This window comes from Mucilaginibacter sabulilitoris, from assembly GCF_034262375.1.
Lineage (GTDB): Bacteria > Bacteroidota > Bacteroidia > Sphingobacteriales > Sphingobacteriaceae > Mucilaginibacter > Mucilaginibacter sabulilitoris.
The window spans coordinates 1,421,223-1,433,011 of the sequence record NZ_CP139558.1 but is presented as its reverse complement, the minus strand read 5'-3'; the positions used below and the strand labels follow the sequence as shown (position 1 = coordinate 1,433,011).

The 11,789-nt window shown below is 42.1% G+C and carries 11 protein-coding genes; 5 read left to right on the top strand and 6 right to left on the bottom strand.

Annotated elements, in window-relative coordinates; translation table 11 throughout:
• Window positions 1–39: 39 nt before the first annotated feature.
• Genes SNE25_RS06295 through SNE25_RS06285 form a run of 3 tightly spaced genes read left to right on the top strand, consistent with a single transcriptional unit; the run spans window position 40 to window position 2,859 of the window.
• Window positions 40–1,317, top strand: a complete 1,278-nt coding sequence (locus tag SNE25_RS06295; RefSeq protein WP_321564246.1) for a metallophosphoesterase — start codon at window positions 40–42, stop codon at window positions 1,315–1,317.
• 30 nt (window positions 1,318–1,347) lie between these two features.
• The gene (locus SNE25_RS06290; RefSeq protein WP_321564245.1) at window positions 1,348–2,232 is read left to right on the top strand and encodes a UbiA prenyltransferase family protein; all 885 of its coding nucleotides are present in this window, start codon (window positions 1,348–1,350) and stop codon (window positions 2,230–2,232) included.
• Window positions 2,233–2,238: 6 nt separating this feature from the next.
• Window positions 2,239–2,859, top strand: coding sequence for a class I SAM-dependent methyltransferase (locus tag SNE25_RS06285; protein WP_321564244.1), 621 nt, complete (start codon window positions 2,239–2,241; stop codon window positions 2,857–2,859).
• Between the two features lie 247 nt (window positions 2,860–3,106).
• Here SNE25_RS06285 and SNE25_RS06280 read toward each other — a convergent pair whose 3' ends face one another.
• From SNE25_RS06280 to SNE25_RS06270, 3 genes are read right to left on the bottom strand one after another with little or no spacing between them, the layout of a single operon-like run.
• Complete coding sequence (locus SNE25_RS06280; RefSeq protein WP_321564243.1) at window positions 3,107–3,799, bottom strand: response regulator transcription factor; 693 nt, start codon at window positions 3,797–3,799, stop codon at window positions 3,107–3,109.
• A gap of 3 nt (window positions 3,800–3,802) precedes the next feature.
• A complete protein-coding gene (locus tag SNE25_RS06275; RefSeq protein ID WP_321564242.1) occupies window positions 3,803–5,449 on the bottom strand; it encodes a sensor histidine kinase in 1,647 nt (548 codons plus the stop codon).
• A 6-nt stretch (window positions 5,450–5,455) separates the two neighbouring features.
• Window positions 5,456–7,282, bottom strand: a complete 1,827-nt coding sequence (locus tag SNE25_RS06270) for an alpha/beta hydrolase family protein (RefSeq protein WP_321564241.1) — start codon at window positions 7,280–7,282, stop codon at window positions 5,456–5,458.
• Window positions 7,283–7,573: 291 nt separating this feature from the next.
• On the opposite strand from SNE25_RS06270, the gene SNE25_RS06265 reads away from it, so the two are divergent.
• Window positions 7,574–9,379, top strand: coding sequence for a tetratricopeptide repeat protein (locus tag SNE25_RS06265; protein WP_321564240.1), 1,806 nt, complete (start codon window positions 7,574–7,576; stop codon window positions 9,377–9,379).
• A 61-nt stretch (window positions 9,380–9,440) separates the two neighbouring features.
• Window positions 9,441–9,743 (top strand): DUF4286 family protein, encoded by a 303-nt coding sequence (locus SNE25_RS06260; protein ID WP_321564239.1) that lies wholly within the window; start codon window positions 9,441–9,443, stop codon window positions 9,741–9,743.
• A gap of 139 nt (window positions 9,744–9,882) precedes the next feature.
• On the opposite strand, the gene SNE25_RS06255 is transcribed toward SNE25_RS06260, so the two are convergent.
• Genes SNE25_RS06255 through SNE25_RS06245 form a run of 3 tightly spaced genes read right to left on the bottom strand, consistent with a single transcriptional unit; the run spans window position 9,883 to window position 11,760 of the window.
• Window positions 9,883–10,689 (bottom strand): OmpA/MotB family protein, encoded by an 807-nt coding sequence (locus tag SNE25_RS06255; protein WP_321564238.1) that lies wholly within the window; start codon window positions 10,687–10,689, stop codon window positions 9,883–9,885.
• A gap of 26 nt (window positions 10,690–10,715) precedes the next feature.
• Window positions 10,716–11,378: a DUF2461 domain-containing protein gene (locus SNE25_RS06250; RefSeq protein WP_321564237.1), complete on the bottom strand. Its 663-nt coding sequence runs from the start codon at window positions 11,376–11,378 to the stop codon at window positions 10,716–10,718.
• Window positions 11,356–11,760, bottom strand: coding sequence for a DUF983 domain-containing protein (locus SNE25_RS06245; protein WP_321564236.1), 405 nt, complete (start codon window positions 11,758–11,760; stop codon window positions 11,356–11,358). Before SNE25_RS06245 ends, SNE25_RS06250 begins: the two co-directional genes overlap by 23 nt.
• Window positions 11,761–11,789: the final 29 nt, after the last annotated feature.

Genomic DNA, 11,789 nt, shown 5'->3' with positions numbered 1-11,789 from the left:
CGCGATACTTGATTTTAACTGCCCGATACTGAAAATAAAATGAGGGAACATACGCTCAACATTATCCTTATAGTTACGGTACTGCTGCTCATTGACCTGTATGTACTGCACGGCATACGCGGCGCATTTAAAAAATGGAAGTTGCCCCACTCGGGCGACTTTACTTTTTTTTACTGGCTTGTTTCCGGTTTGCTGATAACAGGTTTACTACTCGCCGTTTATATTAACCTGGGCGTTGGTATGCGCGCGGCATTTATGCTGGCCTTTTTCCTCATCTTTTTAGGCAAAATATCATTTTTACCCTTTCTGCTGATAGACGATCTGAGGCGGATGCTTATTGTGAGGCGTAACCGGTTAAAAAGAAAAACTGAGGGCACCCCTATCCCACCGCATGAACACGCCATACCCCGCTCAGAATTTTTAATGAAGGCCGGATTGCTTGCAGGCGCTATACCGCTGGCTGGCATCAAGATAAGCATGCCCAAAGGTTTGTATGATTATCATATCAGATACCAAACCATGTACTTGCCCAACCTGCCAAAAGCGTTTGACGGTATAAAGCTTGGCCAGATATCCGATATCCATTCGGGTAGTTTTTTTAATTATAAAGCGGTGCGCGGCGGTGTTAACATGTTACTGAATGAAAAGCCCGATTTGATATTTTTTACCGGCGATCTGGTTAATGGCCAGGCATCGGAAATGACCCATTACCAGGATATTTTTGCTAAAATAAAAGCTCCTCTGGGAGTTTACAGTTCGCTGGGTAACCATGATTATGGCGATTATGGTGATTGGCCCTCTTTGGCTGATAAACAAAAAAACCATGCCGATTTGATAGCCACACATAAAAATATGGGCTGGGACCTGCTGCTTAACACGCACCGCCGCTTAAAGGTTGACGGTGAAGAAATAGGGATTTTAGGCGTTGAAAACTGGGGTGAGCTAAGCATGTTCCCTAAATATGGCCGTATGGATCTGGCTACCAAAAACACCGATGATTTGCCTGTTAAATTACTTTTATCACACGATCCTTCGCATTGGCGTGCCGAGGTATTACCCAAATATCCGCAGATAGATGCCATATTCTCGGGCCATACCCACGGTATGCAATTTGGCGTACGTACCAACGATTTTCAATGGAGCCCTATTGAATATGTTTATAAAGAATGGGCAGGCATATACCAGGAAGCACACCAGCAATTGTACGTAAATGTGGGCTTTGGCTTTGTTGGTTTAACCGGCAGGGTTGGAATATTACCGGAGATTACGATATTTACATTAAAAGCCGGCCACGATCCTTCTAAAAATATATCATAAAGGTTAATGCAGGCGGATATTCATTACTAAATGAAAAAAATATTTCAATCTGTTTTTGACTTTCTGCTGTTCAGTAATATTTTCATGTCGCTTTGTGCTGTTGCGCAGGCATTGCTAACTTTTCAATTAATAGGTGTAAAACCTATGTTTGTTGTTTTGGGCCTGTTGTTTACATCAACCCTTGGCATATATAATTTCTGTATACTGATAACCCGGCCCAAACAACCTGAATCATCGCCCCATAAACGGGTCCGCTGGTTTTTTGGCCATTACCGGCTTATGGTGACCTTTACCATTGTTTCGCTGCTTTCGCTGATACCCTTGTTCTTTTTAATTACTACCGAATCAAAAATATTGCTCATTTTTTTGGGTGGTTTATCATTCAGTTATAGCCTTCCCTTGTTTACCGTCGGCGACCATAAATTTGGACTGCGCAATATCCCGGGGCTAAAACCATTCCTCATTACCCTGGTGTGGACAATGAGCTGCGTACTATTTCCGGTACTGGAAGTACTGCACCGCCATACTGATGATATATCTATGCGCGATACCACTATACTGATAGCCAAACGCTTTTTGTTTATTGGGGCGCTTACCATCCCTTTTGATATCCGCGATTTATTTGACGACCGCACACAAGGTTTAAAAACTATACCTGTAGCCTGGGGCGAAAAAAATGCCTACTTGTTTTGTCAGGTGCTGCTTGCCGGTTATATAGCGTTATTATTTCTTTTCAGGCATAATGGCTTTAACACCGACTTCTGGGCGCTTTCGTTTACCGTTTTTTTAACCGGATGGCTCATATTTAAATCGGCATGGAAAAAAGATGAATATTATTACTTCTTTTATATGGATGGAGTGCTCATTTTACAATGTGTAATACTCATGGCATTTCGTTTTTTGATTGGTCATTAATAAGCTATGGCTGCTAACTACAATAACTCGGCCTGGTTTTATGACAGGCTTTCGCGCCTGGTTTATAGTAAGGCCCTTGTAAATGCACAGCTATATCTGCTTGATTTTATTGAACCGGGAAGTAACGTATTAATAGCAGGTGGAGGCACCGGCTGGATCCTGGATGAAATTACAAAACTTCATCCAACAGGCCTGCACATTACCTATGTTGAAATAGCTGCCGGCATGATGGCCCTCTCGCAAAAAAGGAATACCGGCCAAAATGAAGTAGTTTATATTAATGATGCTATTGAAAACGTAAGCCTTACGCCCAATTTTGATGTGGTGATAACCCCTTTCCTGTTTGATAACTTTACCGAACAAACTTTAACAACCGTATTTAACCATATCCATAGCCTGCTTATACCGGGCGGTTTGTGGCTTAATGCCGATTTCCAGCTCACGGGCAAATGGTGGCAGGGATTTTTGCTCAAAAGCATGTTCCTATTCTTTAAAGTAATATGCGACATAGAGGCCAGCAAATTACCGGCAATAGAAACCCACTTCACTCAGAACGGTTACAATGCTATTGCTGAAAAAACTTTTTTTAATGAATTTATAATGGCGAAGGTATATAGGGGGAAGTAGAATTAATCATTAAATTGTCATTGCGAGCGCAGCCTGGCAATCCCATCATGCAAGTCACTCCTACTAAGTTGCTACCCATCCTATGAGATTGCTTCGTTCCTCGCAATGACATATTGGTTGGTTATTATCAAAAACAGTATTTGCCATTGCGAGCGTAGCGTGGCAATCTCGTTATGCAAATCACTCTTGCTAAGCAGGCTACCTGTCCTATGAGATTGCTTCGTTCCTCGCAATGACATATTGGTTCTTATTGATTATAAACAAACTTATACCCTATTCCCCTTACGGTTTGCAGGTACTGCGGCGAATCGGCGTTGGTTTCAATTTTTTTGCGGAGGCGTACAATATGCATATCAAGGGTACGGGTGTTTACATCGGCATTATAGCCCCAAACCTCCATCATCAGTTCTTCGCGGTTAATAACCTTGTTTTTGTTTTTCAGGAAGTAGAGCAGTATGCGGTTTTCCAGTATAGTAAGCTCAATCTTGCGGCCGTCCCTGATGAGCAGGTGCGTGTTGGGCAAATGCTCCATGTTGGCAAACTTGTATGATTCCGTTTTTTCGCTGTTTAGCGAAAATTTGATCTTATTGTCAATCATGGCCACCAAAACATCCATATTAAACGGCTTGGTAATATAGTCAGACACGCCAAAGTTATAGGCCTCTATCTTGTCAACATCCTGCGCCTTGGCGGTCATCATGATAATCAATTTATCATAACCTTTTTCCCTGATGTTGTTGCACACCTGCGAACCGGGTTTACCGGGCAGCATCCAGTCGAGCAAAACAATATCGGGCTGTTCTTCCAATATTATATTTTCGGCATCGTCGCCGTTATCGGCTTCCAATACTTTGTATCCTTCTGATTGCAAACGCTCAGCAACCAGGAACCGCAGGTTTTCATCATCTTCAACCAGCGCAATTTTAATTTCTTTGTTCATATTTTAATTTTCGTATGGAAGCGTAACCCTAAATTCCGAACCTTCATTAACTTTACTTTGAACAGTTATCTCTCCATCCATAAAATTAACCAGTTCTTTACAAAATGCCAAACCCAAGCCCACGCTGCCATTTTGATTGTATTGGTTCTCTATCCGGTAAAACTTTTTAAATATATTATTCAATTCTTCTCTCGGAATACCGATCCCCCTGTCAATAAATGAAAATACAATATTCCGCTTTTCATGTACTATGTTTATCCTGAGCTCCCTTTTTTGTGGGTGCGAGTATTTGTAAGCATTTTCTATAAGGTTTTGAAACACACTGCCTAAAAGTACCGGATCTGTATAAAACGTATGAGCTCCGCTAACCTTATAATATAATTTAAAATCAGGGTATTTTATTTTAAAGGTATCAATATACCGGCTTACAAAGGCCTCAATAACAATTTCTTCTTTATTAAGGGTGATAGATTTATTTTCAAGCTGGGTAAATGACAACAGCTTATTCATGAGCTCATTCAACTTATCAGCCTCTTCATCCAAAATTTTTCCATAGTGCTTGCGCTGCCTTTCGGTAAGCTCACCGTCGCCGCGCAAATTGGAGCCGGCAATTTTTATCACACTTACCGGAGTTTTAAACTCATGGGTAAAGTTGTTTATAAAATCATACTGTAATTTAAACAGCTTAATATTAACATTTAAGTTGCGGTAAATAAGCCATCCTATTAGCACTAAAAACAGTGAGATCAATAATACCGCGGCGCCAATAGGCATAAAGCGGCGATTAATTTCCTGTGTAAGATAACCTTGTCCCGAACTGAAAAACAATTTATAATCAGAAAAAGCACCCGGGAATGATACCTCGGTGATCAGCTTACCACCCTCGCTATCAATCGGGTCATAAACAACCGGTTGTATGGATACACTCTGATATAATTCATGGCGTGTATTTTTGACCTTCAGCAAATATGGATCAAGATGAAAGGTCATCATGTTTTGCTTATACGATGCCGATGTAATATTATCCTGTTGCTGCAGCTCACGGTATATTTTAATGTCTTCGCGCCTTAAAATATTGGTATAAGTTATTTTGTCGGGCTTTACATCCCAAAAAGTTTTGAATAATTCATCCTGAGTAGATACACGCGTTGTATCAGAAAAAGCTATAAAGTCGCTGAGTTTTACAGCCATCTCCTTAAAATCCGACTCGTCTGCAGGCAGGCTTTGTTTAGCTCCGTATGTTTTATTGTTTTGATACCAGTATTGATATGTTGCCCTGATTGAAATATCGAGATTATTCCGCTGCACAGATATGTTACTCTTATTGCCGATCAATACATCATAAAAAACAATTTTTTTCACAAAGGCATAATCATGAAAAACCGAGGTAGCATACTTGGCCGCCGAAGCCGAATCTAAAAAGCCTTGATATGAAGTAATTTCGGGTATCTTATTTTGAAAAAAATCATTGTAAGGCTTTATGGTTTGTTCAAGCACCTCTATCTTTTTTGAGGAAAACTCGTTCTCCACATACTTGGCGGTTAAGTTATAGGATACAAAAAGCGCTACCACAAAAGTTACCGATATGAGCACCAAGAATATGATGATCAGTGAAAAATTTTTACGGTAAACATTTTTATATACGGGCATAGGGGTTTAAGGTTTAACCCGCATATTGTTATCCAGGAATTTTTCTATTTCGGCATACATTTCCATGCGGGTATGCTCACTTCTGAAAAAGGCCCGTTCATTGGGCTTCAAAAAATATTTCACATCTACATTACGTTTACGCAACTCGCGTACAAATTGGTTCAGTTCGCTGATGTTTGCACGCTGATCTTTTGCGCCCTGAAAAATAATTAACGGAACTTTTATCTTATCAGTATGAAACACAGGCGAAATAGCCCGCAGCTGGTCGGCATCAGTTTCGGGGTTGCCAACCATTTCGTACGTCATTTTTAAATACGGCTTAAAAAACGGCGGCGCATCCTTAATATACGTAAAAAAGTTAATGAGCCCGTATTGCACAACGGCGCAGTTATAAAGCTCCGGATGGAACGACACACCATACAATGCCGAAAAGCCGCCAAAACCGCCGCCAAATATGGCGATCTTTTTAGGATTAGCAATTTTCTGATTAATAAGCCAGTGTACGCCATCGGTTATATCATCCTGTATTTTACCGCCTACCTGCTTAAAGCCAGCGCTCCTGAACGCTTTACCATAACCTGTTGAACCACGGTAATTAACCTGAAAAACAGCATATCCGCGATTGGCCAAAAACTGCACCTGCTCATCATAACCCCATGAATCTCGGCTCCAAGGGCCGTTATGAGGCATAACCACGACCGGCAGGTTAGTCCGTTTTTCGCCGAGGGGCAAAGTTAAATATCCGTTTATCAGCAAACCATCACGTGCTTTGTAGGCTATGGGCTGCATGGAGCACAAATCTGCGGGTACCAGGCTCGAGTTCATATCGCCCAGTTTAGTCAGTTTATCTGTGCTGTTTTCATACAGGTAATATGAGCCCGGGTTGCGGTCGGTATAGGTGTTTAAAATAAATTTATTTTCGGCACTATCACGGTCAATCACCCTTATTTCGTTACCCTTAAGCTGCTGGCGCTGCTGCAGGTTATGATATATACGTTCAATTCCCGGTATTAAGAAATGTTTACGCGGTTTAGCCTCCTCCCAGCCCGCAAACTCAACACGGTGCTTGTTTCTTGAATATTCAACATACAGCACATCGGCCTTACTGCAATCAAAAATTGTTCGCTGCTCTTTACCGTCCTCGGCATTAATTTCAACCAGGGCAGTTTTATCGCGGTTAACGTTTGACAGGGCGTAGAAATAGTTTTTCACCCCGGTAAACGCAACTGGTTTTACCGAGTTTTTAAAATTATTCTCAATAATAGGCTTAAACGGAGCATTATCATCGGGGCGGTATAAAATGGTTTCGTTTACCCCGTCTGATGATTTAACGAGGCGTATTTTACCATCGGCATCGGGAAACCATTCGGTAATATTACCCGGGTTTATAAGGTAAGGTGTCAGCTCACCATTTTTAGTATTAAGGCGGTATATGTCAAAATTTGCCGGGTCGCGCTTATTCATTCTGATGGTTATCACATCAGGCTGTAGCTTATTGCGGTTCACCAGGCTAACCCTTACCTTTTGCTGCGACAGTATGATCCGTTTCTGATTGGTAGCCACATCTATAGCGTACATTTTTAAACTATCATAATCAATCAAATCCTGACTAAAAATCAGTTGGTTATTGTATGTCCAGAAATAATCGCCCCTTACCGAGTAATCGTCGAAGTTGGTGGCCATGTGCTCCTTGCCATCGGCCAGCGATTGTATAAAAAGGTTTTGCTTGTCTTTGTACGGCTTCAAATACGATACATATTTACCGTCGGGGGATATTCTGTAGGAGCTTTTTTCAGGTGTCTTAAAAAAATCAACAATAGGTATCTGCCTCACTTTATCCTTGCAGGAATACAAAGCTATTATAGAAACAAAAAGCAGTAGATGTCGTAGTCGGCCCAACATTATAAAATTGCCCCAATTTATTATTCTGGTCAAATTAATTAAATAACTTAACGATAGCAAAATGTCACTACAATTTTACCCTTAAGCCGAAGTATCGAATTAGTATCAAGTAGTGAGTATCAGGTATCAGGACAGCTGCAGTCATTTTATAAGCCCCAAAAATCTTGATACTTGATAACCGCCGCTACTTGATACTAATAATATTTACCTATTTTTGAACAGATGAGGATTGTATTTGGTGTTATTATACTTGTTTTTAGCATGGTTACCGGGCTTTTTGCCCAGGACAACGATCTGCTGCTCGCCAAACAATACAGTACCAATGGTGAGCCACAAAAAGCCCTTGAAATATACCAGAAGCTGTATAAGCAAAATAACGAGGCTTATTATTCCTACTACATTAATACCCTCCTGGGCCTTAAAAAATTTGACGAGGCCGAAAGCGCCGCTAAAAAACTGGCACGCAAACATCCCGAGGCACATGAATACCAGATTTTGCTTGGCACTATTTACAGCCAGCAGGGCAACCTTAACAAGGCAAATGCCATTTATGACGACCTGATAAAAAACATGCCCGCCGACCGCAATGAAATAGCCATGCTTGCGGGGCAGTTTTATCAGAGCTCCAATATTGATTATGCGATAAAGATATTTCTTCAGGGCCGCAAAATAATGAACAATAACGAGGCCTTCACTTACGAACTGATAAACCTTTACCGTTTTAAAAGAGATAAGGTGGCCCTAACCGAGGAATACCTCAACTTTTTACCGTCAAACGCTAATTTTATTACGCAGGCAGAAAATGCTTTCGCCAGTATCTTCGAGGGGGATGCCGATTACAATATGCTGAAAGGTGCGTTGCTCAGGCGGCTACAAAAAGATCCGCAGCAAATTATTTATACCGAACTGCTTACCTGGCAATATATGCAGCAAAAGGAGTTTGATCTTGCCCTTAACCAGGCGCTGGCTTTAAGTCGCCGGCAAAATGACGATGGTAATAGTATTTTTGAACTGTGCCGCACGCTTAACGCTAATGAAGCTTATGATACCGCCATACGGGGCTATGAATATATTATAAGCAAAGGCAAAACCTTGCCCCTGTATATCCCTGCTAAAATTGAGCTCATCAATACTAAAAACTTAAAGATAACCTCAGATAAATACCTGCCTGCCGACCTGTTTGGCCTGGAACAGGACTACATTAGTTTGCTTACCGAATTTGGCCGCAACAGCAGTACGGTTTTTGCCATGCAAAAGCTGGCCCAGTTACAAGCCTTTAAACTGCATAAGTTTAACGACGCGCAAAAACTGCTGGAAGAAGCCGTGGCAATCCCCAACATCAGGCCCGAGCTGCTGGCCTCCTGCAAGCTTGATCTTGGCGATGTGTATCTCATCAATAACCAGCCCTGGGAGGCTACCCTGCTTTACAGCCAGGTTGAAAAGGATTTCCCCAATACCGATATAAACCAGGATGCCAAATTCAGGAATGCCAAGCTGGCTTATTACACCGGTGATTTTACCTGGGCCAAAGGTCAGCTTGATGTGCTTAAAGCGGCCACATCGCAGCTTATTGCCAACGATGCGCTTAATTTATTGCTACTGATTGACGATAATACCGCTGCCGACAGCACCGGCGCTGCTCTGAAAATTTATGCCCGGGCTGATTTGCATATATTTGCCGAACAGCCCGATAAGGCGATTATGACACTGGATAGTATCGACAAAAAATTCCCGAACAACAGTTTGAGCGATGATATACTGATGTCAAAATCGCGCATATTGATACAACAGAAAAACTACGCCGACGCTGTACCGCTGTTAAAGAAGATAGCCGACGACCACCCTAACGATCTGTGGGCTGATGATGCTGTTTTTATGCTGGGCGATATTTATGAGAACCGCCTTAACGATAAAGCAATCGCCAAAATATGGTACGAAAAAATTATAACTACCTATCCCGGTAGCCTCTGGATTAACGAAGCCCGCAAACGTTTCAGGCTGTTGCGGGGCGATAAGACGGATTCCTGATTATTTTGTAGAGACGTTATTTGCGTCTCTACATCAACAATTTTCCTACTTTTGCATCACCATGATAGTATACAACGACACCATAATAATTGAGAACTCCATTGAGGAAGAATGGTTAAACTGGATTAAAACAGTTCATATACCGGCCATAATGGCTACCGGTTGTTTCAACTCCTATAAAATGTTAACTGTAATTGATTCGCCTAACGAAGGGGTTACTTATTGCATCCAGTACATTGCCGATAATATTGAGCAGTTTCAGCAATTCTATATGAACCACCTGCACAAGTTCCAGTCTATTCACCAGGAACGCTTTGATGAAAAGTTTGTAATGTTCAATACCTTGATGAAAGAGGTGGAATAAGTTTATTACGTCTCTTTCATTACAAGTTACTATCCCCGCGCGTCATTGTGAGGTACGAAGCATAGTGGACAGGCCTGCAATAGCTTGGTGTGTAAAGATTCCCAACAAAAAGGCTCCCGATTACCGGGAGCCTTTTTGTTTATTTGGTAATGAGGTTATACAACTCATCAAGTTTAGGCGTGAGCACAATTTCAATGCGGCGGTTTTTGGCACGGGCCTCGTTGGTTGGAGCCGGGTCAATAGGCTGAAACTCGCTTTTGCCGGTAGCGGTTAAACGGTGCGGATCAACCTTTTCAGTTTCGGTTAAATAGCGAGTTACCGATGTGGCGCGCAATACGCTCAAATCCCAATTATCTTTGATCTGGCCCAGGTTTATTACCTTTTTATCATCGGTATGGCCTTCAATAGCCATATTAATATCAGGCTCTTTATTCAGCACAAGGGCCAGCTGTTTCAGCGCAGCCTTACCTTTATCATCAATAATAATACTGCCCGAAGGGAACAGCAGTTTATCCGCCAGAGATACATAAACCTTACCGTTACGGATATCGACCGTTAAACCACTTTGCTGAAAGCCGAGCAGCGCCTGCTGTAATTTATTTTTAAGCGCATTGGCGGCTTCATCGCGTTTGCGTAAAATATCCTCTACCTCCTTTAAACGGGCTTCGCGTTTTTCCAGGTCGGCAGCCAAACGCTTTAATTTTGACGAGCTGGTATTCAGGTTACTGTTAAGCGTGCTATTGTTATTGCGCAGATTGGCCAGTTCGCGGTTGAGGCGCATGGTATCGGCCTTTAATTCAAAAACCTGGGCTTCCAGTGTTTCGGTGCGGGTAGTTAAGGAATCGCGCTCGGCAATTAAGGCTTTGTATGCCTTTGGCGACATGATCTTACAGGAGTAGAATGTAAGGCTCAAGGCAAAGGCAAACAGGTAATATTTAATCTTCATTGTAATATAGGGTTTATAAAATTGTATCAGGCAAGCGCATTTCTCAGGAACACGTTGAGCGGTTGTATGTGTCTGCACACATCAGCAATCTGCCCGGCCGCGTTCTTGTTCACAATTTCCTTATCAGTTATCTTGTGCCATGCCACAAAGCTTTTAAGCTTCAATAAGTCAATATTTTCATTATCCACACTGTAACCCTGCGGTACGGATTTCAGCTGCTCCTGGTTCTTAAAATCGCCAAACAGTTTAATAAATTCCGGTGCATCAATTATCTGTCGCAAATCATGGGCATTATAATCAATCTCCTGCCTGATGGCTTTTAAATGCTCAGCTTCGGGCATCCAGTAGCCGCCACCTATAAATGAGTTGCCGGGCTGTATCTGCAAATAATATTCGGCCCCTCCCGGTCTCAACCCGGTAGTAGGCAAGCTGATGCCAAAATTATTTTTGTACGGTGTTTTGTTTTTGCTGAAGCGGATGTCGCGATAGATGCGCATCACACACTTTTTGGGGTCGAGCGCCTCGTCAATACCCGGGTCAACCTTGTGCATTTCGGTTAATAAATTCCGGGTAAATTCAATCACATTTTCCCGGGCCTTATCGTAACGTTCCTTATTATCTAAAAACCATTCCCGGTTATTGTTCGCTGCGAGATCTTTTAAAAATTCAAGACTTTCCTGGTATATCATCGGTATCTAAATAGGGCTGGTAATGTATCTTGGGCGATAGCCAATATAACAATAGCACACGCGAATATCTGAAATTTATGGGCGCAAGTGCAAAGCAACCTAAAATTATGACACTTAGATACAGCCAGGGCGAATCGGAATTATGCGTAACGAGGTACGTAAGCCATGCAAGGCCAATGGCTTCGCCTACGTTTAAGGCATAGCTCACATACATGGCCGCGTAAAAATATCCCGGTTCAATTTCAAAGTACAAGTTGCAGTGCGGACAGTTAAGGTTTATTTTGTTCGAAAAACTATAAGCGCTTCCCTGAAACATACTACCCCTGCGGCAACGCGGGCATTTACAATGAAGCATGGCCCATGACTTTGGCGTTTCAGGCATAATGTTGTACTTAGGTGTGGGTCGGGAAG

Bases quoted from the DNA above. Each gene is read 5' to 3' on its own strand.
- SNE25_RS06295 (WP_321564246.1), top strand. From the start codon at position 40: ATGAGGGAACATACGCTCAACATTATCCTTATAGTTACGGTACTGCTG.
- SNE25_RS06290 (WP_321564245.1), top strand. From the start codon at position 1,348: ATGAAAAAAATATTTCAATCTGTTTTTGACTTTCTGCTGTTCAGTAAT.
- SNE25_RS06285 (WP_321564244.1), top strand. From the start codon at position 2,239: ATGGCTGCTAACTACAATAACTCGGCCTGGTTTTATGACAGGCTTTCG.
- SNE25_RS06280 (WP_321564243.1), bottom strand. From the start codon at position 3,799: ATGAACAAAGAAATTAAAATTGCGCTGGTTGAAGATGATGAAAACCTG.
- SNE25_RS06275 (WP_321564242.1), bottom strand. From the start codon at position 5,449: ATGCCCGTATATAAAAATGTTTACCGTAAAAATTTTTCACTGATCATC.
- SNE25_RS06265 (WP_321564240.1), top strand. From the start codon at position 7,574: ATGAGGATTGTATTTGGTGTTATTATACTTGTTTTTAGCATGGTTACC.
- SNE25_RS06260 (WP_321564239.1), top strand. From the start codon at position 9,441: ATGATAGTATACAACGACACCATAATAATTGAGAACTCCATTGAGGAA.
- SNE25_RS06255 (WP_321564238.1), bottom strand. From the start codon at position 10,689: ATGAAGATTAAATATTACCTGTTTGCCTTTGCCTTGAGCCTTACATTC.
- SNE25_RS06250 (WP_321564237.1), bottom strand. From the start codon at position 11,378: ATGATATACCAGGAAAGTCTTGAATTTTTAAAAGATCTCGCAGCGAAC.
- SNE25_RS06245 (WP_321564236.1), bottom strand. From the start codon at position 11,760: ATGCCTGAAACGCCAAAGTCATGGGCCATGCTTCATTGTAAATGCCCG.